Here is a 22,373-nt window from a genome sequence, read left to right as displayed (position 1 = left end):
GCCTAATCTAGGGCGCGGCCCCAGCCGTCGCCAGTTCCTCGGGCGTTGCCGCCAGGCCGCGGCGGCGGAGGTGGTCGGAGAAGCGGGGGGCGGCGGTCGCCACGCAGAAGGGGATGGCGAGCAGCAGCCCGCCGGCCGGGGGCAGCGCCCAAGTCAGCGCGCCGGGCGCCGTCGCCAGCAGCAGGCCGAAGACCAGGGCGCCGACGAGCGTATGCGGCCAGAGCAGCCGCGCCGCATCCGCCCAGCCGATGCCCCGCGCCGCGCGGTTCTGCGGCGCCCAGCCCTGCCGTAGGCCGAAGGGCAGCCGCGCCAGGAAGATCGCCTTGTTCAGGATGCTCACCGGGTCGAGCAGCGTGGTGAAGGCGAGCTCCGCCGCCGCCCCGCGCAGGAAGGCGGCCCGCCCGCCATAGGCCGCGGCGAGGCCCGGCTTCAGCAGCACCTCGGCATAGCCGCAGAGCTTCGGCGCGTGGAGCATGGCCCAGATGGCGACCATCAAGACCAGAAGCCAGGCGCCCGGCGTCTCCGCCACCCCGCCACTTGCGGCATTGAGCGCGGCGAAGAGCAGCAGGCCGGTCCAGAGCGGTGCGCCGAGGAAGAGCAGGATGGCCTGCAGCAACTGCCACCGCCCCATCCAGGTCATCCCCGGCAGGCGGAGCAGGGCGAAATACTGCATGTTCCCCGCTGCCCAGCGCAGGTCGCGCGCCATGAATTCCGGCAGGGCCGGGGGGTTGCCCTCGAGGCTCCCCTCCTCCTCCGGCAGGCAGCACACCTTCCAGCCGGCGGCGTGGAGACGCACCGCCTCCACCTGGTCGTGGCTGAGGATGGGGCTGCCATCGGGCAGCGGCTCCAGCCGGCAGTGGCGGCGGAAGGGCTCGATGCGGATGACCGCGTTGTGGCCCCAATACGGCCCCTCCGGCCCCTGCCACCAGGCCTGGCCCGTCGCCCAGGCCCGCATGCCGGCGCGCATGCCGAACTGGAACAGCCGCGGGAAGGCCGCCGCCGCCGGCCGCCCGACGATGAGCTGCTGCAGGATGGCGAGCCGCGGATCCGCCTCCATGCAGGCGACCAGGCGGAGCACGGCGCGGGCCGACATCTCGCTGTCGGCATCGAGGCAGAGCATCAGCTCGGCGCCGTTCGCGTGGCGGTCGAGGAAGTCCATGACATTGCCGGCCTTGAAGCCGGCATTGTTCTCCCGCCGCCGGTAGCGGGTGTTGGGGTAGCGGGCGCGGAAGGCCTCGATCGCCGCCGCCTCCGCCGCGGCGAGCGCAGGCTCCTGCGTGTCGGACAGGAACCAGAGGGTGAAGCGCCCGGCGGCGCCGGCCTCGGCCAGCCCGTCCAGCAGCCGGGCGAGGGGCGGCAGCACCTCCGCCATCGCCTCGCTGCGGATGCAGACGGCGATGGCGGTGTGCATCCGCCCCGCGCCCGGCCGGATGCGGCGGAGCGCCGGCAGCACCGCGGCCGGCGGATGCGGCGTGCGCAGCAGGATGGCGAGGCCGACCAGCGCATTGCCGGCGCAGAGCGCCGTCCAGGGCGCCGTGCCGGCGAGGCAGAGCAAGGTCAGCGCCTCCCAGGCCGTCCAGCCGCCCGGCGCCATCACCCGGACGGCGAGCCAGAGCTGCAACCCGGCGAGGGCCAGGCAAAGCAGGGCGAAGGCGAGGCGGCGCAGCGGCATGGCGGCCCGCCTATTGCGCCAGCGTGGCGGAATTGCGGAGCATCCGCCGCGCCACGGCGATGAAGGCGGCGAGCTTCGGCGCCTCGGCCGCCCGGCGCGGGTAGTAGAGGAAGAGCCCCGGCTCCTCGATCGCCGCCGCGGGCAGGATGGGCACCAGCCCGCCGTTGGCCAGCTCCGCCCGCACCAGCGGCTCGAAGACATAGGCGATGCCGATGCCGGCCAGCGCCAGCTCCCGAGCATAGCTCGCATCGGTGACGAGGGCGGTGCCGCGGACCGGCACGGCGACATCCTGGCCGCCCTCCGCCAGCTCCCAGGCATAGGTGGCGCCGGAGCGCAGCAGGCGGAAGCCGATGCAGTTATGCGCCGCGAGATCGGCCAGCCGCCCCGGCGTGCCGCGCGCCGCCAGATAGGCCGGCGCCGCCACCATCATCGCCCGGAAGGGCGGCGTGAGGCGCTGCGCCACCATGTCCTCCGCGATCATCTCGCCGAGCCTGACGCCCGCATCGAAGCCGCCCGCGACGATGTCGGTGAGGCCGTCATCCGCCGTGACTTCGACGGTGAGGGCCGGGTGGCGGCGGGCCAGCTCGGCCAGAATCGGCGTCAGGGCGATGGGCAGGGCGATGCGCGGGGCGTTGATCCGCAGCAGGCCGGTGACCTCGCCGCGGGCCGCGCGCAGCCGCTCCAGCGCCTCGCCGATCTCGCGGAAGGCGGGGCCGACCGCGCCGACGAGGGCCGCGCCGGCCTCGGTCAGCGCGACGCTGCGGGTGGTGCGGGCGAAGAGGGGCGTGCCCAGCCGCTCCTCCACCAGCCGCACCGCATGGCTGACGGCGGAGGCGCCCATGCCGAGCTCGGCGGCCGCGGCCGCGAAGCCGCCGCGCCGGGCGACGGCGAGGATCACCGGCAGGTGGGGCAGCAGGTCCCGGTCCATTCATGAACGATGTCGCATGGTGCATGCGGATTGGGGAGCGTTATCGCAAGCCCGGCGAGGCGCCATCCTCCGCTCACCAGCAAGGAGCAAGACCATGAGCGAGACCTGGTTCATCACGGGCGCCTCCACCGGCTTCGGCCGCGCCTTCGCCGAATACGCCCTGGCCCGCGGCCACCGCGTCGTCGCCACCGCCCGCCGGCCGGAGGCGCTGGACGGGCTGGCCCGGCAGGCGCCGGACCGCGTCCTCGCCACGCGGCTCGACGTCACGCAGCCGGGCGAGGCCGAGGCGGCGGTCGCCGCGGCGCTCGCCCGCTTCGGGCGGATCGACGTGCTGGTGAACAATGCCGGCTACGGCATCGTCGGCGCCATCGAGGAGACGCCGGAGGCCGAGCTGCGGGCGGTGATGGAGACCAATTTCTTCGGCGCCATGGCGGTGACGCGGGCGGCGCTGCCGGCGCTCCGGGCGCAGCGGAGCGGGGCGGTGGTCATGATCTCCTCCATGGGCGGGCAGCTTTCCTATGGCGGGTTCGGGGCCTATTCGGCAGCGAAATTCGCCCTCGAAGGCGCGTCCGAAGCGCTGGCGCAGGAGATGGCGCCCTTCGGCGTGAAGGTGCTGATCGTCGAGCCGGGCGCCTTCCGCACCGAATTCGCCGCCGGCGCCCTGCGGCGCATGCCGGAGATGCCGGCCTATGCCGAGGCGCTCGGTGGCGTCCGCGCCTTCGCGGACGGCATGCACGGCACCCAGGCGGGCGACCCGATGAAGGCCGCCTCCGCCATCGAGCAGGCGCTCAAGGCCGGGCACGCCGCTCCGCCTCCAGCTCGGCGCGGATGCCATCGCCGCGGTGCGCGGCCATGCCGAGACGCTGCTCGCCGACCTCGCCGCATGGGAGGCGGTGGGCATGGCGACGGCGATCGAGCGCTGAGCGCCGTCTTGCCGCCCCCGCCCGCGCATGGCCTCATGGTGGCAAGAATGGGGGAAAGCGGGATGGATGAGGCAGCGGATTACGTGATCCTGGGCGGCGGCTCGGCCGGCTGCGTGCTGGCCGCACGGCTCTCCGAGGATCCGGCGGTGAAGGTGGTGCTGCTGGAGGCGGGGCCCTGGGACCGCAACCCCTGGATCCATATCCCGATGGGCTTCGCCCGGCTCTACGTCACCCGCAAATTCGATTGGAACTACCAGACCGAGGCCGAGCCGGAGCTGAAGGGCCGCAGCGTCTACTGGCCGCGCGGGCGCGTCATCGGCGGATCGGGCAGCGTCAACGGCCTCGTCTTCCTCCGCGGCTCGCCGCGCGACTACGACCGCTGGGCGCAGTCCGGCGCCCGCGGCTGGTCGCATGACGACTGCCTGCCCTATTTCCGCAAGCTCGAGACCTTCGCCGGACCCGACAGCGAGTATCGCGGCAAGGACGGCCCGGTGCGCGTCGGCGAGGTGCCGGACCCTTCGCCCGGCTGCCGCGCCTTCGTCGCCGCCTGCGAGGCGCTCGGCTTCCCGCGCAATGCCGACAACAACGGCGCCTGGTTCGAAGGCGTGGCGCCGAACCAGCTCAACGTCTACCGGGGCCGGCGCTGGAGCCCGGCGGTCGCCTATCTGCGGCCGGCGCTCGGGCGGCCGAACCTCAAGGTGCATACGGAGCAGGTCGGCCAGCGCATCATCCTGGAGGGCGGCCGCGCGGTCGGCGTCGCCGTGCGCGGGCCGGACGGGGCGGAGCGCATCCACCGGGCGCGGCGCGAGGTCATCCTCGCGGCCGGCGCCATCGAAAGCCCGAAGATGCTGATGCTGTCCGGCATCGGCGACGGCGCGGCGCTGCAGGCCTTGGGGATCGAGACGCGCGTGCATGCGCCGGAGGTGGGCCAGAACCTGCAGGACCACTTCATGATCCGCTTCGCCTTCCGCACCAGGCCGTGCGGCACGCTGAACGAGTTCATGGCGAACCCAATCAAGACCGCGCAGCTCGGCCTCGACTGGGCAATCCGCCGGCGCGGGCAGATGGCGATCGGCGCCTCGGAGGCGAGCCTCTTCGCCCGCGTGCTGCCGGGCTCGGAGGAGGCCGAGGTGCAGTACCAGTTCGTCAATTACAGCCTCAACAACCAGGCCGCCTCGGCCGCGTCGCTGGCGAAGCATCCTGGCTTCACCTTCAATTTCTGCCAGTGCCGGCCGGACAGCCGAGGCGAGCTCGCGCTGCGCTCCCCGCGCGTCGAGGACAAGCCGCGGATCGAGGCGCGCTACCTGACCGCGCCGTCCGACGTGCATGTGATGCTGGAGGCGGCGAAGCTCGCCCGCCGCATCTCCTCCACCCAGCCCTTCGCCGGGCTGATCGAGGAGGAGGAATCGCCCGGCCCCGCGACCGAGGGCGAGGAGGCGATGCTCGACTACATCCGCGGCGCCGGCACCACCGTCTACCACCCCTGCGGCACCAACCGCATGGGCACGGACGAGCGGAGCGTGGTCGATACCGAGCTTCGGGTGCGCGGCGTCCACGGCCTCCGCGTCGTCGATGCCTCGGTCTTCCCGCTCGTCCCTTCCTCCAACATCCACCCGGCGGTGCTGATGACGGCGGAGAAGGCGGCGGATCTCATCAAGCGCGCGGCCTGAGCAGCCGCGCCATCGCCAGGCAGCCGAGCACCGGGCCGGGGGCGAGCAGGGCGAAGGCCCCGCCGCCCCAGCCGAGCCAGGCCTCGGCCAGCGGCATCAGGTGGATGGCCGGCAGGGTGAGGGCGAAGCCGAGCGAGGTCTGCACCGTCAGCATGGTGCCTGCGAGGCCGGGCGGCGAGGCCTCCGCCACGGCCGCCGAGAACTGTGCGGAATCGGCGACGACGGTGACGCCCCAGGCGAGGCAGAGCGCCATCACCAGCGCGGGCGCCGCGCCGAAGGCAGGTCCCGCGAGCAGGCAGCAGGCGCCGCTCGCCGCCATCGCCCCGATGGTGAAGCGCGCCCTCCCGATGCGGTCGGCCAGCCACCCGCCGGCGATGCAGCCGACCGCTCCCGCCGCCATCACCGCGAAGCCCGCGAGCGCCGGGCTGGCGGCGCTGCCCGCCGCGGCGAAGCTCGCCGCGAGATAGGCGCCGATCCAGGCCCACATCGCGTAGAGCTCCCACATATGGCCGAGATAGCCGAGGGTCGCGAGCCTGGTGCCGCGATGGCGGAACAGCTCCAGCGCCAGCCCCGGCCGGAAGGGCGGCGCCTTCGCATGGCGCGGCCCGGGCCGCGCCAGCAGGATCAGCCCCGCCCCCGCCAGCGCCGCGAGCGAGGCGATGCCCACCGCGCTCCGCCAGCCGAGCCCGCCCAGCGCATTGGCGAGATGCGGCGAGGCGGAGCCAAGGGTCAGCCCGCCCACCAGCAGCCCGACGACGAGCCCCGCATCCCGCGGCCCGGCCCAGCCCGCGGCGAGCTTCATCCCGACCGGATAGACGCAGGCGAGGGCAAGGCCCGTCACGCCCCGCGCCAGGATCGCCAGCGCATCGCCCGGCGGCAGCAGCAGGATCGCCGCGTTCGCCGCCGCACCCAGCAGGCAGGCGCCCGCGACCAGCCGGCGCGGGTCCAGCCGGTCGGGCAGGGCGAGGGCCGCGCTCGCCAGCGTCCCCAGCACGAAGCCGAGCTGCACCCCGCCCGTCAGCCAGGCGAGGAAGCCGGGCGGCAGCGCCGCCTCCCGCGCCATCCCCGGCCCCGCCGCGGTGCCGGAGAACCAGAGCGAAAGGGCCAGGACCTGCGCGACGGTGATGAGGGCGAGGTTGGCGCCCTTGCCCCCGACGGGGCCCTCAATAGGCCGAGGTGAGCTCCTGGTCGCCCCGCTCGATGGGGAGGCAGACATAGCGCTTCCCGGGCCGGGGGGTGAGCTGGGCGATGGCGTCCTCGCAGGCATGCACGGTCCCGTAGAGGTGGAAGCCGACGGTCGGCGCATTCTGCGGCACGACGGCCTGCGGCGGCAGGGTGGGCGAGGCGGCAAGGCTGGCGGCGGCAGCGACGACGATGACGAAGTCGGTCATGATGGCCTCCTTGGCGGCGATCCACCATCACCTCATCCGCTCGCGATCCGTCCTGTCTTTGTCGACATCTTTCTCACTTGTCGATAGAGGCGCCGCTTCGTCAGGGGCCGGCGCCGCCGGTTGACGCCAACCTGGGCGGATGCTGCGGTGCAGCCTGCCCATGACCTGCCCCAACCTCCCGCGCCGCCTTGCCGGGCTGGCCCTTCTGCTGCTCGCCGGCTGCACCGGCCATGGGCCGCAGCAGCTCGAAATGGATCAGGTCAGCTATGCCCAGGCGCTTAGCGACGGGCTGAAGCGGCAGATGCTGCTGAACATGGTGCGGCTGCGCTATGCGGATGTGCCGACCTTCCTCTCGGTCAGCCAGGTCATCACCGGCTACACGCTGCAAAGCACCGGCCAGGCCGGGCTGAATGCCTATCCCAATGCCAATCCGGGCAATTACGTGACCGTGTCCGGCATCCTGCAATACACCACGCGCCCGACCTTCACCTTCACGCCGATGACCGGCGAGCAGTTCGGCCAGTCCTACCTGCGGCCGCTGGCGGCGGCGGAGCTGCTCTCGCTGGCCCAGAGCGGCGCGCCGGTCGACCTGCTCTTCCGCCTCGGCGTGCAGTCGGTGAACGGCCTGCCGAACGGCGCGACCCGGGGCGGCGAGGCGCAGCAGGCCTCGGGCGGCTTCCTCGCCGTGATCGGGACGCTGCGCGAGGCCCAGGCGGCGGGCGCGGTCGGGCTGCGCTTCGAGCGGCATGGCGGGGCCGGCCGCGTCTTCCTGCTGCTGGAGGGCGACGCGCCGGCGGTGCGCCGGGCGCGCGGCCTGCTCGGCCTGAGCCCGGCCGAGCGGGAGGCGGAGGTGGTCTATGGCCAGGCGCGAAGCGGGCCCCGCCAGGTGGCGATCCTCACGCGCTCCGTCCTGCAGGTGCTGCACGAGCTCGGCGCGCAGATCGAGGTGGCGGAGGCGGATATCGCCCGCGGCGACACGCGGCCGACGGATGCGGGCGTCGGTGAGCGGCTGGTCCGCATCCGCCAGGGCCCGGGCGCCCCGGCCGATGCCTATGCCGCGGTGTCCTACCGCGGGCGCTGGTTCTGGATCGACCAGAGCGACTACCGCTCGAAGGCCAGCTTCACCTTCGTCCACATCCTGCAGATCCTGGCCGAGAGCGGTCGGGGGCAGCCGACGCCGGTGGTGACCATCCCGGCGCAGTAGGCTCAGCCGCGCCGGGGCTTGCCATGCCGGGCGAGGATGGCGCGGAGCAGGTTCTTGATTGCCTCCGCCTCGGCGGGCGGGTGGCGGGCCAGCAGCTCCGCCTCGTGCTGCTTGGCCGCCGCCGCCAGCTCCTCCGCCATGGCGCGGCCGGCCTCGGTGAGGGCGACGCGCACCATCCGGCGGTCCCGCTGGTCCGGGCTCCGGGCGACCAGCCCGGCCCGCGTCATGCGGTCGAGCAGCTTGGTCATGGTCGGCTGCTGCAGCAGGCAGGTCTCGGCGAGGCCGGTCACCGTCTCGCCCTCGCTGCCGATCAGGCCGCCGAGCACGCGCCATACCGCGACGGAAATGCCACGGCGCCGCAATTGCTCATGGAATTCTCCGGAAACCTGATGCGCCGCACGGGCCAGCAGATACACCAGATAGTCATCGATGAAGCGGACCCCGGAGGGCGGGGAGGGGGTTTCCATGATGTCGTCGCAACGTCTTCCTAGAGCTTTCGATACGATAGCAAACCTTATGAGGAAAATCTTCGAAATAATACGGGCCAACGATTAGTGCCGTTTCATTGATTTCGCCCGGAACTTGCCCCAAGCTAGGAGGTGCCATGCTCGCCGACCGGATCGAAGCCCCCTGGATCGAGGCCTTCGAGGCCGTGTTGCGCCGCTGCGGCGCCGGCCCCGGCCTGCCCGTCTGCCTGCTCGGCGAAAGCCAGTCCCGCGCGCTGAACCTCGACCTCGCCGAGCTTGCCGCCCTTCGCCTCGGCTGCCGGCCCTTCCGCTGCATCCTGCCGACCCAGCCCTCCGCCGCCCCGGTGCCGGTGCGCTCGACCGGGGCCTCCCGCGCCATCGGCGGCCACCCGGCGGTGATGGCGGCGCTGGCCGCGGCGCCGCTGACCCTCGACCTGACGGTGGAGGGGCTGCTGCACGCGCCCGAGCTCCCCGCCATCCTGAAGGCCGGCAGCCGGGTGATGATGGTCTCGAACGAGCATCCGGAGGTGCTCGCCCGCCTCGTCCCCCGGGCGGAGGACGAGGCGCCGGTCAAGGCGGCGGTGAAGCGCGCCCGCGCCGCCCGGCGGATGCACGTCACCTCCGCCGCCGGCACCGACCTGCATGTGGCGATGGAAGGGGCCGCGGTCGCCGGCGTCTGGGGCTGGACCGACCGGCCCGGCACGGTCGCGCATTGGCCGGGCGGCATCCTCGTCGCCTTCCCGCGCGCCGGCAGCGTCGCGGGCAAGCTGGTGCTGGATGCGGGCGACGTGAACCTCACCTTCAAGCGCTACCTGGAACGCCCCATCCGCCTCACCCTCGCCGACGACCACATCACTGCCATCGAGGGCGAGGGGGCGGATGCGGAGCTGATGCGCCGCACCCTCGCCGCCTTCTCGGAGCATGAGGGTGGCGGCCGCGCCGCCTATGCCGTCTCCCATGTCGGCTGGGGCCTCAATCCGCGCGCCCGCTACGAGGCGCTCGCCTATTACGACCGGCGCGACGTCAACGGCACGGAGCTGCGTGCCTTCGCCGGCAATTTCCTGTTCTCGACCGGCGCCAACGAATTCGCCGGCCGCTTCACCGAGGGGCATTTCGACATCCCCGTCCGCAACTGCACCATCGCCCTCGACGGCGAAAAGGTGGTGGAGGAAGGAAGGCTGCTGCCATGACCGAGGCCCCGATCCCCGCCTGGCGGGAGCATGGCGAGGGACGCCGCGCCCTCGTGCTGCTGCACGGGCTCGGCGGGAATGCCGGCCTCTGGGGCCCGACCTTGCCGGCGCTCGCCGATTACCGCGTGCTGGCCTGGGACATGCCGGGCTACGGCGCCTCGGCCCCGGTGGAGCCGGGCTTCCCGGCGCTCGCCGCCGCGCTCGGGCGGATGCTGGACGCGGCGGGGCTGGAGCGCGCCGACCTCGTCGGTCATTCGATCGGCGGCATGGTGGCGCTGGAATTCGCCCTCACCTGGCCGGAGCGGGTGCGCAGCCTGACGCTCTATGCCAGCCCGCCGGCCTTCGGCGGGCGCGACCCGGCCTTCCGCGAGCGCTTCCTTGCCGACCGGCTGGCGCCGCTCGAGGCCGGGCGCAGCCTCGGCGACATCGCGCCCGAGGTGGTCGGCCGCCTGCTCGGCGACGCGCCCGCCCCGGCCGCGGCGCCGGCGGCCATCGCCAGCATGGCGGCGGTGCCGGAGGCGGGCTACCGCGCGGCGCTCGCCACCCTCGTCACCTTCGACCGCCGGGCCGACCTGGAGCGCCTCGACATGCCCTGCCTGGTGCTGGTCGGCGAGGCGGATCCGCTCGCCCCCTTCCACGTCATGCACTGGACGGCGAGCGCGATCCCCGGCTCGCGGATGGCGATCATCGCCGATGCCGGGCACCTCGCCCATCTCGAGCGGCCCGAGGACTTCAACACCATGCTGACCAGCTTCCTCGACCGGGTGGGGGAGGACTGACGCCATGGCGGCCCCGATCTTCGATCCCGCCGCCTTCCGCCTGACGGCGGCGGAGGCTGCGTTCACCGCCCAGGCCCGCGAATTCGGCGAGGCCGTGCTCGCCCCGCGCGCCGCGCTCTGGGACCGCGAGGCGCGCTTCCCGACCGAGAATTACCGCGACATGCGGGCGAACGGCCTGCTCGGCCTCTGCATCCCGCGGGAGGAAGGCGGGCTCGGCGCCGGCTTCCGCGCCTATTGCCTGGCGGCGGCCGAGCTCGGCCGGTTCTGCGGCGCGACGGCGCTCACCTGGAACATGCATGTCTGCTCGACGCTCTGGACCGGCGCGTTGAGCGACGACCTGGAGATGGACGCCGCACTCCGCGACGCCCACCGTGCGGGCCGCCGGCTGCACTACCGGCGCATCCTGGAGGAGGGCGCGGTCTACTCGCAGCCCTTCTCCGAGGGCGGCGCGGCGGCGGCCGGCTCGGCGGCCTTCGGCACCGTGGCGCGGCCCGTCCGCGGCGGCTGGCGCATCACCGGGCGGAAGATCTTCGCCAGCCTCGCCGGCCATGCCGACTACTACGGCATCCTCTGCACCGAGCAGCGCGAGGGCGAGGCGCCGCTCTCCCGCCGCGACACGCTCTACCTCGCGGTGCCGCGCGACGCGCCCGGCGTCTCGGTCGAGGGCGACTGGGATCCGCTCGGCATGCGCGGCACCGTCTCGCGCACGCTGGTCTTCAAGGATGTGCCGGTCGGGCCGGAGGCGGCGCTGATGCCGCCCGGCCTCTACATGCAGGCGGCCAGCCGCTGGCCGCACATGTTCCTGACGCTGAGCCCGACCTACATGGGCATCGCCCAGGCGGCCTACGACTTCACCATCGCCTATCTGCGCGGCGAGGTCCCCGGCACGCCGCCGGTGAAGCGGCGGATGTACGCTACAAAGCAGATCGCCGTCGCCGAGATGCGTATCACGCTGGAGCAGACCAAGGCGCTCTGGTTCCAGGCGATCACCGAGGCCGGCCCCGACCCGTCACAGGAACAGGTGCAGCGGGCCTGGGCGGCGCAGCACAGCGTGATGGAGAATGCCGCCGCGATCGCCGCCCGCGCGGTCCGCACCTGCGGCGGCCAGGCCATGCTGAAGACGCTTCCGCTTGAACGCCTCTACCGCGACGCGCGTTGTGGCTCCCTCATGCTGCCCTGGACGGCGGAACTCTGCGTCGACCGGCTCGGCCGCGATTGCCTCTACGAGAAGGGCGAGACTGATTGATCTGCCGCACCATCCTGCGCCATGCCGAGCACAAGCCCGAAGCCGTCGCGCTGACTTACGGCGACACCGAGATCACCTATGCCGGACTCGCCCACCGCATCCGCGCCGCGGCCGCCATGTTGGAGGAGCGCGGCTACGGCCATGGCGACTGCATCGCCTATCTCGGCCACAACCATCCGAGCCAGCTCGTCCTGGCCTTCGCCTGCGCCGGGCTCGGCTGCCTGCTGCTGCCGCTGAACTGGCGCCTGGCGCCGCCCGAGCTGCGCTACATCCTCGACGATTCCGGCGCCGCCGCGCTCTTCGCCCTGCCGGAGGCGGCGATGCTCGCCCGCCGCGCCGCGCCCAGGGGCTGCCCGGTCTTCGACGCCGCCGAGGCCTGGCCGGAGGCGGCCGGGCCCAGCGGCATGGGCATCACCCTGCTGACCGAGGCGGAGGACCCGATGCTGCTGGCCTATACCAGCGGCACGACCGGCCATCCCAAGGGCGTGCCGCTCGACCACCGCGCGGTGATGGTCAATGCGCTCAACAGCCGGCACATGCACGGGCTCACCGAGGCGGACCGCGTGCTGACGGTGCTGCCGATGTTCCATCTCGGCGGCCTCAACATCCAGACCCTGCCGGCGCTGCTCTCCGGCGCCGAGGTGGCGCTGCTGCCGCGCTTCGAGCCGAAGGCCTTCTTCGACGCCTGCGCCCGCCGGCGGCCGACGCTCAGCCTGCTGGTCCCGGCGGTGATGCAGGCGCTGGTCGAGCACCCGCTGTGGGAGGCGGCCGACCTGTCCAGCCTGCGCGCCGTCGGCGCCGGCTCCTCCGAGGTGCCGCTGCGGCTCATCGAGGCCTTCCATGCCCGCGGCATCCCCGTGCAGCAGGTCTATGGCGCGACCGAGACCGGGCCGATCGCCATCTACCAGACCCGGGCGGAGGCGCTGGCGCATCCCGGCTCCCTCGGCCAGCAGGCGCTGCACGGCACCGCGCGCATCGTCGATGCGGAGGGCGCGCCGCTGCCGCCCGGCGAGGTGGGCGAGATCGAGGTGCGGGGCGTGCATGTCGCGCGCGGATACTGGAACGCGCCGGAAGCCACGGAGGAATCCTGGCGCAGCGGCTGGTTCGCCACCGGCGACCTCGCCTGGCGCGATGCGGCGGGCCGCTTCTGGTTCGCCGACCGGCGCAAGCACCTCATCATCTCAGGCGGCGAGAACGTCTATCCGGCGGAGGTGGAGCGCGTGCTGCGCGAGGCGCCGGGCGTTGCCGAATGCGCCGTCTGCGGCCGGCCCGACCCGCGCTGGGGCGAGGTGCCGGTTGCCGTCGTCGTCCCCGGGCCGGGCTTCGACGCGGCCGGGCTGCTGGCCCGCTGCGAGGGCAGGCTCGCCCGCTTCAAGCACCCGCGCGCGGTGGTGACGGTCGAGGCGCTGCCGCGCACCGCCCTCGGCAAGGTCCGGCTGGATGCGCTGCGGGAGATCGCGCGGCAGGGCTGAGGCTGGGGCGGCTTCCGTCCGACCTGGTTCGCGCAACCCGCTCCAGCTTGGTGCTGCGCAACCCGCTCCAGCTTGTTGCTTGGGCAAGCAGATGCTTCGATCAGGCGATCTCGCCTGATCGAAGCTTGCTCTCTTCGGCCTCGCCGCGGAAGGCCGGCATGGTGGCATGGCCCGGCGCGCTGGCACCGCGGCCGCGCAGCACCAGCAGGGCGCAGCGCAGCATCAGCGCGAGATCCCCGCCGAGGCTCTGCCGCGCCGCCTGCCCGGGGCTGAACAGCGGGGTATAGGCCGTCGGCAGCGGCCGCGGCCCGACCAGGCTCATCTCGCCGCGCAGCACGTTGAGCAGCTGCGGCAGCTCGTCGAGCGCGCTCGCCCGCAGCCACCGCCCGAAGCGGCCGAGCCGCTCGGCATCGCCGCCGCGCCCCGGGGACATGCTGCGGAACTTCAGCAGGGTGAAGGGCTGGCCGCCGCGCCCCGCCCGCTCCTGCCGGAACAGCACCGGCCGCCCGAGCGCCACCCGCACGCCAAGCGCCACCAGCGCCATCACCGGCGCCAGGATTAGCAACAGGAGGCCGGCGCCGACCAGGTCGAGCAGCCGCTTGCCGCCGCGCTCATACATGCCGCTCCCGCGCCTCCACCCCCATCGACAGCAGCAGGCCGAGGGCGAACCAGACCATGCGGTTGCCGAGATCGGTCGAGACCATCGCCGTCAGCGCCACCGGCAGCGTCAGCGCCGCGATGCGCGCCGCCCGCCCCGGCGCCACCAGCGGCGCTCGCAGCAAGGCCAGCCCCGCGCCGCCGCCGAAGGCCAGCAGCCAGCAGGCGAAGCCCGGCAACCCCGCCTCGGCCAGCATCTCCAGCGCATGATTGTGCGGATGCAGGCTGCGGTCGTCGCCCGTCCCCGCCGCCAGGGTGAAGCCGCCGGTGCCGAGGCCGAAGGGCGCCGCCTCGCCGGCCTGGCGCATTGCCTCGCCCCAGAGCAGGATGCGCGCCGGCACCGCCTCCCCCGGGTCGCCGAAGAACCGGTCGAGGGTGCGGAGAGCGGCCGCCTCCTGCGGCATCGCCAGCAGCAGGGCGAGGCCGCCCGCCCCGGCGAGCCCAACCCCGGCCAGCCAGCCGAACGCCGCCCCCGGCCGCCGCAGCAGCCAGAAGCGCAGCGCCGGCGCACCCCCGAGCCCCAGGCCGAGGCCGAGCGCCGCCGCCCTTCCCCCCGGCACCAGCGAGGCCGCGGCCAGCGCCAGCACCGCCAGCCCCCAGCCGATCCGGCGCCGCCCCTCGGCCTCGGTCAGCCGCACCGCCGCCAGCCCGCCTGCGCAGGCAATGGCCAGTCCGGCCAGCTGGTACTGCACCCGGATCCGGCCCGGGTCGGCGCCGACCTCGCCGCCCAGCACCACCGCATCCCGTGCCACACCCCAGGCGATCCCGGCCCCGACAAGCAGCCCGATCGGCACCACCGCCGCGGCGAATCGGTGAAACGTCGGCGCATCGCCGCCGACCAGCAGCCCCGCCGCCAGCATGGCCGGGCCGAGCAGCACCACCTGCGGCAGCTTCTCGGCGAGCACGGTGCGGGAGGGGCTCCAGGCCCCCGCCAGCACCAGCCAAACCAGCAGCCCGGCAAGGCCCGCCAGCGGCAGGGCAAGTCCGCGCCCGACCTCCCACCGCCGCAGCGCCAGCAGCAGCGAGGGCGCCAGCAGCAGCGCGGCGAGCAGGGTGAGGTCGACGGGCAGGGCGGCGAGGCCGGGCAGCGACTTCAGCGCGCCCGCGAACTGCAGCAGCGCGGCGAAGAGCCCGGCGCCGGCAGCCAGCGTGCCGGCGTCAATCCGCGCCGGCACCGAGCCTCCGCGGCCCGAGCGCCATCTCGTATTGCCGCGGCGCCACCCGCCCCGGCCCGCGCAGCAGCACGAGGCAGGCGGCACCGAGCAGGCTCGCCAGCGGCGCCGCGACGGCGAGGAGGAGGAGCAGCGGCCGGTTGGGCAACGAGGGCCTGATCTCCACCATGGGCACCGAGACCATCCGCGCCGCCAGCGCCTCATCCGCCGCGACGACGAGGGCGATGCGCTGCTGCGCCGCCAGCAGCTCGTAGAGGGCGGCGCGCTGGAACTGGTCCGGCTCGGCGGCCAGCCGCGCCTCGATCGCCGCCATGCGCTGCCGCGCCTGCCCGAGCAGGTCGGCGCGCACCCGCGCCTCGGCCAGGGCGTGCAGGCGGCGGAGCATGTCGAGCGTCGCCATCCGGTCCCGGCCAGGCCCGGGCCGCGGGGCGGATGGTGGTGGAGGCCAACCCGGTGATCCTCGCCGGCCGCCCCGACCTCGACGTGCTGATGGAGCCGGGCGACCTCATCGCCATCCCCAAGCGGCCGAACGAGGTGACGGTGGTCGGCTCCGTCCTCAACCCCGGCAGCCTGCAATTCGCCACCGGCTGGCGGGCGGGCGACTATGTCCGCGCGGCGGGCGGCCAGCAGCGCTTCGCCGATGGCAGCCGCGCCTTCATCGTCCTGCCGAACGGCCAGAGCAGCCCGGCCGGCCTCGGCGCCTGGCAGATGGGCGGCCCGCCGATCCCGCCCGGCAGCACCGTCGTCGTGCCCCAGGACCCCTCGCCCTATGAAAGCTGGGGGATGCTGCGCGACGTGACGCAGGTGCTGTCGCAGGTCGCGCTCTCCAGCGCGGCGCTCGCGGTGATCGTGCGAACGGGTGCGCGGTAACGGTGTGGCCTCGCCGCGTCCTGACTCAAGGGTTCCAAGGGTCCTTCGGCCCTTGGCGGGAGGGTCCAGGGAGGGCAGGGCCCTCCTTGGCATGGCCTTCGCCATCGTCGCGTCCGGGGCACAGGCGCAGGACGTCCCCGCCACCGCCTCCGATTTCGGCGGCGTCGGGCTGATCGAGATGCGCAACGCGCGCTTCCGCCCGGACGGCACGCTGGAGGCCGGCGCCACGATCCGCCACCAGCGGCAGTTCTGGTTCCTCTCCTTCCAGGCCCTGCCCTTCCTCGAGATCACCTTCCGCCTCACCGACCGGCTGGATGCGACGGCGGGGCGCGGCATCACCACGGACCGTGCCTTCGACTTCAAGGCCCGGCTCTGGGAAGAGGGGCCGTGGCGGCCCGCGCTGGCGATGGGCGCGCAGGACTTCATCGGCACCGGCCTCTATTCCGGCGAGTATCTCGTCGCCTCCAAGCGCCTCTGGGACTTCGACGTGACGCTCGGGATGGGCTGGGGCCGGCTCGGGACGGGCGCGGATTTCGGCAATCCCTATGGCCTGATCTCCTCGCGCTACAATACGAGGCCGCGCCGTGTCGGCACCGGCGGCATGCCAGCCTTCGGCAGCCTGTTCCGCGGGCGGGAGGCGGCGGTCTTCGGCGGCGTGGAATGGTCGGTGCCCTGGGTGGAGGGGCTGCGGGCCAAGCTCGAATGGTCCGGCGACGCGCTGCGCGACGAGCGGGGCGGCTACCCGGCGCGCACGACCAACCTCCGCGGCGAGGCGCGGTCGCGCGTCAATGCCGGCCTCACCTGGCAGAATGACTGGCTCGATGCCGGGGTTCACATCGTTCACGGGACGGATGTGCTGTTCCGCCTCTCCCTCCGCCTCGACCCGGCGCATCCGCCGAGCCTGCCGCGCCCGCCGCCGCCGCCCCTGGCCCCGAGACCCGAGGCGCCGGGCGATGCCGAGGCGGCGCTGCGCCGCGCCGGCTTCCGCCCCCTCGCCATCGTCCAGCAGGGGGAGGAGGTGCGGATCGCCGTTGCCGGCGGGCGCTACCGGACGCTGGCGCAGACGGCCGGGCGGGTGGCGCGGGCGGTGCAGGGCGTCCTGCCGCCGGAGGTGGAGCGGGTCGCCGTCGAATGGCACCGCGCCGGCCTGCCCGTTGCCCGGCTGGTGCTGCTGCGCGAGGCGCTGGAGGGCGCCGCGATCGGCGCCGGCTCGGCGGAGGAGGTGCTGGCCGGCGCCAGCCTCGCCCCGGCCGAGCCGGTGCCCGGCTTCGCGCCCGACCTCGCCTGGGCGCTGGAGCCGCGCCTCACCCTGCAGCTCGGCGACCCGAAGACGGGCTTCCGCTGGCAGGCGGCCGGGGCGGCGGTGGCGCGGCTCGGGCTCGGGGCAGGCTTCGCGGTGGCGGGGAGCCTGGCCCAGGCGGTGGCGGGCAATCTCGACCGGGGCCTGCCCTCCGACAGCCGCCTGCCCCGTGTCCGCAGCGACATCGCCCGCTATGCGCGGGAGGGCCGGGCGGCGATCCCGACGCTTTATGCCGAGCGACTCTGGAGCCCGGCGCCCGACTGGTTCGCACGCGTCTCGGCCGGGCTGCTGGAGCCGATGTTCGGCGGCGTCTCGGGCGAGGTGCTGTGGCGGCCGCAGCAGCGCGGCTTCGCCCTCGGCCTCGACCTGGCCTGGGTGGCGCAGCGGGACTACCGGCAGCGCCTCGGCTCGCTCGGCTATTCCGTGGCGACCGGGCATCTCTCGCTCTATGCCGACCTGCCGGTCTGGAACCTCGGCACCGTGGTGCGGGCCGGGCGCTACCTTGCCGGCGACTGGGGCGCGACGCTCGAGGTCAGCCGCCGCTTCGACAGCGGCATCGAGGTCGGCGGCTTCGCCACGCGCACCGACGTCTCCGCCCGGCGCTTCGGCGAGGGCAGCTTCGACAAGGGCATCTTCGTCCGCATCCCGCTACAATTGCTGGGGCCGGAGACGCCGGTGGTGGCGAATGCGGTGATCCGCCCCGTGGTGCGGGACGGCGGCCAGCGCCTCGCGGTCGACAACCCGCTCTGGGAGGTGACGCGCAAGGGGCGGGCGGAGGCGCTGGGGCGGGACTATCTCGGCCTATTGAGATAGTCCCGTCCTGTCAGGTCATCCCATCGCCTTGGTCAGCTTGGCGGCGATCTCGAACATCTCTTCCGGCGCATAGTCCGGGGTGAAGGCCGAGGGGATGCCCTCCAGCTGGTGGATCTTGCCGCCGTCCGGCATGCCCTTCACCACCTCGAGCTCGCCCGGCGGATCGCCCGGCAGGGCCATCTCGCTCGGGTTCCAGATGCCGGCGATGTCCGCATAGTCGTTCGGGCTCCAGGTGTAGAGCCGGCGATGCGAGCCTTCCTGGAGGTACTTCTGGCACTCCGGAATGTTGCCGAGCGGGATGTTCGGCGTCGGCAGCATCTTCTCGAGCTCGACACCGGTGAGGCTCTTGATCGCCAGCGCATAGGCATGCGCATGCACCGAGCCGCGCACCAGCAGGTAGCCGCAGACCTCGCGCCCAGTCGGGTCGGAGAGGGTCTCGTAGACCCGCAGCTTGTGCAGCCGCGCGCCGCATTCGAGGTGGAAATTGTGCAGCAGGTCGAACACCACATTGCCCGTGGTGGTCACCATGTCGGCGTTCCAGGACATGGAATTGCTGTTCACCGGCGTCGCCCCTCCGCCATGGGAGGCGAAGCTGGCGAAGGAGCGGATGTCCTTCATCGCTTCGAAGGGCGTCTTCGAGATGTCGCCGCCGTCCGAGCCGTCGGCGCCCTTGTCCGGCCCGTTGGCCAGCATGGCGACGCCGTTGCTGACCAGCTCGACATGCCCCAGCTCCTCCGCCGTGATGCTGGCGACGAGGCCGTAGAAGGGGCGGAGCTTGCTTTTGCTTTTGAAATTGAAGCTCTGGAACATGTAATTCCCGAGGGTCGACATCTCGCCATACTTGCCGCCGAGCAGTTCCTGCAGGGCAGCCGCGGCATTGGGGTCTTGCCGCTTCGGCGCGGGGAGTTCCGCCTGCAGCTTGTCGACGCGCATGAACATGGCTGATCCTTCCCGGCACTGTGCGGATACGGACATAACCGGCCAGATCACTTCGGGTTTTCGTGGCGCGGGCGGATTGGGACGGGGGCGCTTGCGGTTCGCCGCCACATCGGCCACACCCGCGCCCGCATGACCCTCGGCGCATTCTCGCAACATCTCCTCTTCGCCCTTGGCTTGGCGCTGCTCTCGGCGGCGGCCGTCCGGGCGATGATCCGCTGGCCGATCCTCGACATCCCGAACGGCCGCAGCGCCCATCGTGTGGCGACGCCGCGGGGCGGCGGGGTCGGCGTGGTCCTCGCCTTCATGGTCGGGCTGCTGGTGCTCTACCGCGTCGCCGATTTCGCCCGGCTGGAGGAGAGGCAGTTCCTCGGCGTCATCCTCGCCGCGCTCGCCATCGCCGGCGTCGCGCTGGTCGACGACATCCGCAACCTCTCCGCCCGGCTGCGGCTGCTGGCGCAGCTTGCAGCGGCGCTGGTCGCGGTCGGCACCGGGCTGACGCTCTCCCGCCTTGCGCTCCCCTATATCGGCGTGACGGAGCTCGGCTGGATCGGGCCGGCGCTGACCGTCTTCTGGATCCTCGGCTGCACCAATGCGGTGAATTTCATGGACGGGCTGGACGGGCTGGCCGGCGGCACGCTGCTGATCGCCTGCGCCGCCCTTGCCGCCATCGCCGGCGCCGAGGGCGGGCGCTTCGTCTACCTCTCGGCGCTGATGCTGGCGGCGGGCTTCGCCGGTTTCCTGCCCTTCAACCTGGCGCCGGCGCGGATCTTCATGGGCGATGTCGGCAGCCAGTTCGCCGGCTTCATGCTGGCGGTGCTGGCCGTTGCGGCGGCGCGCTTCGATGCCGGCCAGCTCAGCTTCCTGATCGTGCCGCTGCTGCTCTTCGGCCTGCTCTTCGACGCTGCCTTCACCCTGCTGCGCCGCGGCTGGATGGGCGACAGGGTCGGCGCACCGCACCGCACCCATCTCTACCAGATGGCCCAGCGCAGCGGCATGCCGACCATGGCGGTCGCGGCCACGCATTGGGGCTTCGCGCTCTTCCATGCGGCGCTGGCCGTGCTGTTCCTGCAGCTGCGGCCGGGGCTGAAGCCGCTCATCGTGCTGCCGGCGCTCGCGCTCCAGCTGCTCTGGCTGGCCTATGTGGCGCGGCGCGTGCGGCGGGCCGGACTCAGCTGGCGGGGCTGAGGAATTCCATCACCAGCATCGGCATGGCCGGGCCGATCCACTGCTCGGCCCGCACCACCGCGCCGCCCGCCGCCTCCACCCAGAAGAGGTTGGTGAAGCCGAAGCGCCCGCGGCTGCGGCAGCGCTCCCGCACCAGCAGGATCTCGGCATCCTCCGTGGCCTCGGCCCGCAGCCGGCAATCGAGGGCGAGGCCGAAGCGCATCCCCTCCGGATCGCCGCTCGGGTCCTTCAGGTCGACCAGGCGGCGAGCGGAGGCGGCCTGGTCCAGCAGCCCGGCCGGGTTGGCGAGCGGGTCCGGCCCATCGAAACGCGTCGCCGCGACATACTGCCGGAAGCCGGCCGTGGCGGTGACGCGGCCGCCCTCGGTCGAGACCACCTGCCCGGCCGCGGTGCGCCAGATGCGCCGCTCGCCGATCTCCTACGGCAGCACCGCCGCCGTCGGCCTGCCGCGGATCCAGAGGCGGAGCGCCGGCCCGTCCGGCTCCGGCAGGTCCTCGAGCGGGGTGGCGACGCGCTCCACCGCCTCGGTCCAGGCAGTCTCGGCATAGTGGGCGAAGAGCGTGTCGCCGCAGGCGGCGAGCAGCAGGGGCAGCAGCAAGGGCCAGGCGCGCATGCCCGGCAGTTTAAGATCGATATCAGAATAAAAGAAGCGGAAAGGCGGCGTCGCCCGGCGGACCTGCCGGGATGGGGGTTTGGCGAGGCCTCGGACGCAAAGGGAGAGTCGGGGTCCTCGCAAAGCCGCGCAGCGGTTCTGTGGGGAACTACTCCGCCGCGCCGCGATGCGCCCGCCGGTAGGGGTGCGCCGGATAGGTGCCGAGCAGCTTCAGCTCGCGCGAGAAGAAGGCCAGCTCCTCCAGCGCGCGGCGCACCGACGATTCCTCCGGATGGCCATCGACATCGGCCAGGAATTGCGTCGCGGTGAACTCGCCATCGAGCATGTAGCTCTCGAGCTTGGTCATGTTCACGCCGTTGGTGGCGAAGCCGCCGAGCGCCTTGTAGAGCGAGGCCGGGATGTTGCGGACGCGGAAGACGAAGGTGGTGACGCAGTCCGGCGTCCCCGCCTCCGGCACCCTAGGCGCCGGCGAGCAGACATAGAAGCGCGTGGTGTTGTGCGCCGCGTCCTCCACGTTGCGCCGGAGGATGTTGAGCCCGTAGGTCTCGGCGGCCAGGGCGCTGGCGATCGCCGCATCCTCGATGCCGCCTCGCTCGGCGATGATCTGCGCTGCGCCCGCCGTATCCGCCTCGATCACCGGGGTGAGGGAGAGCTCCTTCAGGATGCTCCGCACTTGGCCGAGCGCGACCGGGTGGCTGTGCGCCCGCCTGAGCGTGGCGAGCGTCGCGCCATGCGGGGCGAGCAGGCAATGCTCCACCCGCTCGAAATGCTCGCCGACCACGGCGAGGCCGCTCTCCGGCAGCAGCCGGTGGATGTCCGGCACCCGGCCGGCGAGCGAGTTCTCGCAGGGCAGCATGGCGAGCGCCGCCTGGCCGCCGCGCACCGCATCCATCGCCGCCTCGAAGCTCGGGCAGGGCAGGGTGGTCCAGCCGGGATAGGCGGCGCGGCAGGCCAGGTCGGAATAGGCGCCGGGCAGGCCCTGGAAGGCGATCACGTCGGTCATGCGGGTGCCGTTGCAAGAGGGGTCCGCGGCTTCTAATCGAGGGGGGAAGAGGGCGCAAACCGGGGGGCCAGGGTCATGGAGGCATTCATCGCGGCAGCCGAGGCGGCGGCCGAGGCGGCGGGCGCCGTCATCCGCCCGCTCTTCCGCTCCCCCCTGCTGGTCGAGGCCAAGGGCGATGCCAGCCCCGTCACCGAGGCCGATCGCGGCGCCGAGCGCGCCATGCGCGAGGTCCTCGCCGCCCGCTTCCCCGACCACGGCATCTGGGGCGAGGAATACGGCCCCGACCAGATCGAGGCCGAATATCTCTGGGTGCTGGACCCGATCGACGGCACTCGCGCCTTCGTCACCGGCCGGCCGCTCTTCGGCACGCTGATCGGCCTGCTTCACCGTGGCGCACCGGTGCTCGGCCTGATCGACCAGCCGGGGATCGGCGAGCGCTGGATCGGCGCCGCGGGCCAGCCGACGCGCTTCCACTCCCCCCTCGGCGGGGCGGCCGGCTGCCGGCCCTGCCCGCGCCTCGCCGAGGCCGAGCTCTCCTGCACCAGCCCCGACATGTTCGCCCCCGCCGACGCGGCGGGCTTCGAGCGCCTCCGCGCCGCCGCCCGCCGCGTCACCTGGGGCGGGGATTGCTACAGCTACGGCCTCGTCGCCCTCGGCCTGGTCGACGTCATCGCCGAGAGCACGATGAAGCCCTGGGACTGGGCCGCCCTGGTCCCGGTGGTGGAGGGCGCCGGCGGCCGCGTCACCGGCTGGCGGGGCGAGGCGCTGACCCTCGAGAGCGACGGCCGCGTGCTCGCGGTGGGCGACCCGGCCCTGCTGGAGGAAGCGGTCGGCCTGCTCGGCGGGTGACGGTTGCCGCGGGCGGGGGGAACCCCCATC

The 22,373-nt window shown here is 73.3% G+C and carries 22 protein-coding genes; 10 read left to right on the top strand and 12 right to left on the bottom strand.

The annotated features are described in order from the left end of the window. Positions 1-7: 7 nt before the first annotated feature. Both mdoH and AC5JJ1_RS07805 read right to left on the bottom strand, forming a co-directional pair. Positions 8-1,672 carry a glucans biosynthesis glucosyltransferase MdoH gene (gene mdoH, locus AC5JJ1_RS07810; RefSeq protein ID WP_495784544.1) on the bottom strand — a complete coding sequence of 555 codons (1,665 nt, stop codon included), beginning with the start codon at positions 1,670-1,672 and terminating at the stop codon, positions 8-10. Between the two features lie 10 nt (positions 1,673-1,682). Then, on the bottom strand, positions 1,683-2,600 hold the full coding sequence (locus AC5JJ1_RS07805; protein WP_495784543.1) for a LysR family transcriptional regulator: 918 nt from the start codon (positions 2,598-2,600) through the stop codon (positions 1,683-1,685). A 94-nt stretch (positions 2,601-2,694) separates the two neighbouring features. Here AC5JJ1_RS07805 and AC5JJ1_RS07800 point away from each other — a divergent pair, with 94 nt between their 5' ends. Beyond that, positions 2,695-5,193 carry an SDR family NAD(P)-dependent oxidoreductase gene (locus AC5JJ1_RS07800; protein WP_495784542.1) on the top strand — a complete coding sequence of 833 codons (2,499 nt, stop codon included), beginning with the start codon at positions 2,695-2,697 and terminating at the stop codon, positions 5,191-5,193. On the opposite strand, the gene AC5JJ1_RS07795 is transcribed toward AC5JJ1_RS07800, so the two are convergent. Both AC5JJ1_RS07795 and AC5JJ1_RS07790 read right to left on the bottom strand, forming a co-directional pair. Continuing rightward, the gene (locus AC5JJ1_RS07795; protein WP_495784541.1) at positions 5,177-6,409 is read right to left on the bottom strand and encodes an MFS transporter; all 1,233 of its coding nucleotides are present in this window, start codon (positions 6,407-6,409) and stop codon (positions 5,177-5,179) included. The two genes, AC5JJ1_RS07800 and AC5JJ1_RS07795, sit on opposite strands and share 17 nt — an antisense overlap. Further along, on the bottom strand, positions 6,357-6,584 hold the full coding sequence (locus AC5JJ1_RS07790; protein ID WP_495784540.1) for a hypothetical protein: 228 nt from the start codon (positions 6,582-6,584) through the stop codon (positions 6,357-6,359). The genes AC5JJ1_RS07795 and AC5JJ1_RS07790 overlap by 53 nt, the downstream gene beginning before the upstream one ends. Before the next feature lie 160 nt (positions 6,585-6,744). On the opposite strand from AC5JJ1_RS07790, the gene AC5JJ1_RS07785 reads away from it, so the two are divergent. Then, positions 6,745-7,788: a hypothetical protein gene (locus AC5JJ1_RS07785; protein ID WP_495784539.1), complete on the top strand. Its 1,044-nt coding sequence runs from the start codon at positions 6,745-6,747 to the stop codon at positions 7,786-7,788. Positions 7,789-7,790: 2 nt separating this feature from the next. Here AC5JJ1_RS07785 and AC5JJ1_RS07780 read toward each other — a convergent pair whose 3' ends face one another. Next, positions 7,791-8,255: a MarR family winged helix-turn-helix transcriptional regulator gene (locus tag AC5JJ1_RS07780; protein ID WP_495784538.1), complete on the bottom strand. Its 465-nt coding sequence runs from the start codon at positions 8,253-8,255 to the stop codon at positions 7,791-7,793. A 137-nt stretch (positions 8,256-8,392) separates the two neighbouring features. Here AC5JJ1_RS07780 and AC5JJ1_RS07775 point away from each other — a divergent pair, with 137 nt between their 5' ends. Genes AC5JJ1_RS07775 through AC5JJ1_RS07760 form a run of 4 tightly spaced genes read left to right on the top strand, consistent with a single transcriptional unit; the run spans position 8,393 to position 12,942 of the window. Further along, complete coding sequence (locus AC5JJ1_RS07775) at positions 8,393-9,445, top strand: 2,5-dihydroxypyridine 5,6-dioxygenase NicX family protein (protein WP_495784537.1); 1,053 nt, start codon at positions 8,393-8,395, stop codon at positions 9,443-9,445. After that, the gene (locus tag AC5JJ1_RS07770) at positions 9,442-10,224 is read left to right on the top strand and encodes an alpha/beta fold hydrolase (RefSeq protein WP_495784536.1); all 783 of its coding nucleotides are present in this window, start codon (positions 9,442-9,444) and stop codon (positions 10,222-10,224) included. The genes AC5JJ1_RS07775 and AC5JJ1_RS07770 overlap by 4 nt, the downstream gene beginning before the upstream one ends. Before the next feature lie 4 nt (positions 10,225-10,228). Continuing rightward, positions 10,229-11,470 (top strand): acyl-CoA dehydrogenase family protein, encoded by a 1,242-nt coding sequence (locus tag AC5JJ1_RS07765; RefSeq protein WP_495784535.1) that lies wholly within the window; start codon positions 10,229-10,231, stop codon positions 11,468-11,470. Continuing rightward, a complete protein-coding gene (locus AC5JJ1_RS07760) occupies positions 11,467-12,942 on the top strand; it encodes an AMP-binding protein (protein WP_495784534.1) in 1,476 nt (491 codons plus the stop codon). The genes AC5JJ1_RS07765 and AC5JJ1_RS07760 overlap by 4 nt, the downstream gene beginning before the upstream one ends. Before the next feature lie 100 nt (positions 12,943-13,042). Here AC5JJ1_RS07760 and AC5JJ1_RS07755 read toward each other — a convergent pair whose 3' ends face one another. From AC5JJ1_RS07755 to AC5JJ1_RS07745, 3 genes are read right to left on the bottom strand one after another with little or no spacing between them, the layout of a single operon-like run. Next, a complete protein-coding gene (locus tag AC5JJ1_RS07755) occupies positions 13,043-13,561 on the bottom strand; it encodes a sugar transferase (RefSeq protein WP_495784533.1) in 519 nt (172 codons plus the stop codon). Further along, on the bottom strand, positions 13,554-14,774 hold the full coding sequence (locus AC5JJ1_RS07750; protein ID WP_495784532.1) for an O-antigen ligase family protein: 1,221 nt from the start codon (positions 14,772-14,774) through the stop codon (positions 13,554-13,556). Before AC5JJ1_RS07750 ends, AC5JJ1_RS07755 begins: the two co-directional genes overlap by 8 nt. Then, positions 14,758-15,171 carry a hypothetical protein gene (locus AC5JJ1_RS07745; RefSeq protein ID WP_495784531.1) on the bottom strand — a complete coding sequence of 138 codons (414 nt, stop codon included), beginning with the start codon at positions 15,169-15,171 and terminating at the stop codon, positions 14,758-14,760. Before AC5JJ1_RS07745 ends, AC5JJ1_RS07750 begins: the two co-directional genes overlap by 17 nt. 38 nt (positions 15,172-15,209) lie before the next feature. Here AC5JJ1_RS07745 and AC5JJ1_RS07740 point away from each other — a divergent pair, with 38 nt between their 5' ends. Both AC5JJ1_RS07740 and AC5JJ1_RS07735 read left to right on the top strand, forming a co-directional pair. Next, complete coding sequence (locus tag AC5JJ1_RS07740) at positions 15,210-15,641, top strand: capsule biosynthesis GfcC family protein (RefSeq protein ID WP_495784530.1); 432 nt, start codon at positions 15,210-15,212, stop codon at positions 15,639-15,641. A 91-nt stretch (positions 15,642-15,732) separates the two neighbouring features. Then, on the top strand, positions 15,733-17,754 hold the full coding sequence (locus AC5JJ1_RS07735; protein ID WP_495784529.1) for a YjbH domain-containing protein: 2,022 nt from the start codon (positions 15,733-15,735) through the stop codon (positions 17,752-17,754). Between the two features lie 15 nt (positions 17,755-17,769). On the opposite strand, the gene AC5JJ1_RS07730 is transcribed toward AC5JJ1_RS07735, so the two are convergent. Beyond that, positions 17,770-18,693: a manganese catalase family protein gene (locus tag AC5JJ1_RS07730; RefSeq protein WP_495784528.1), complete on the bottom strand. Its 924-nt coding sequence runs from the start codon at positions 18,691-18,693 to the stop codon at positions 17,770-17,772. 129 nt (positions 18,694-18,822) lie between these two features. Here AC5JJ1_RS07730 and AC5JJ1_RS07725 point away from each other — a divergent pair, with 129 nt between their 5' ends. After that, positions 18,823-19,878, top strand: coding sequence for a glycosyltransferase family 4 protein (locus tag AC5JJ1_RS07725; protein WP_495784527.1), 1,056 nt, complete (start codon positions 18,823-18,825; stop codon positions 19,876-19,878). Here AC5JJ1_RS07725 and AC5JJ1_RS07720 read toward each other — a convergent pair. The 3 genes from AC5JJ1_RS07720 to AC5JJ1_RS07710 all read right to left on the bottom strand — a co-directional run bounded on the left by AC5JJ1_RS07720 (position 19,862) and on the right by AC5JJ1_RS07710 (position 21,494). Then, complete coding sequence (locus AC5JJ1_RS07720) at positions 19,862-20,278, bottom strand: YjbF family lipoprotein (RefSeq protein WP_495784662.1); 417 nt, start codon at positions 20,276-20,278, stop codon at positions 19,862-19,864. The two genes, AC5JJ1_RS07725 and AC5JJ1_RS07720, sit on opposite strands and share 17 nt — an antisense overlap. An 18-nt stretch (positions 20,279-20,296) precedes the next feature. Next, complete coding sequence (locus AC5JJ1_RS07715; RefSeq protein ID WP_495784526.1) at positions 20,297-20,491, bottom strand: hypothetical protein; 195 nt, start codon at positions 20,489-20,491, stop codon at positions 20,297-20,299. Positions 20,492-20,639: 148 nt separating this feature from the next. Then, positions 20,640-21,494: a prephenate dehydratase gene (locus tag AC5JJ1_RS07710; RefSeq protein ID WP_495784525.1), complete on the bottom strand. Its 855-nt coding sequence runs from the start codon at positions 21,492-21,494 to the stop codon at positions 20,640-20,642. A 75-nt stretch (positions 21,495-21,569) separates the two neighbouring features. On the opposite strand from AC5JJ1_RS07710, the gene hisN reads away from it, so the two are divergent. Beyond that, positions 21,570-22,343 carry a histidinol-phosphatase gene (gene hisN, locus AC5JJ1_RS07705; protein ID WP_495784524.1) on the top strand — a complete coding sequence of 258 codons (774 nt, stop codon included), beginning with the start codon at positions 21,570-21,572 and terminating at the stop codon, positions 22,341-22,343. The last annotated feature ends 30 nt before the right edge of the window (positions 22,344-22,373 follow it).

The sequence above is a fragment of the Belnapia sp. genome (assembly GCF_059504005.1).
Note: the sequence above shows the minus strand (reverse complement) of the source record. Positions and strands in the feature narration are given on the sequence as shown.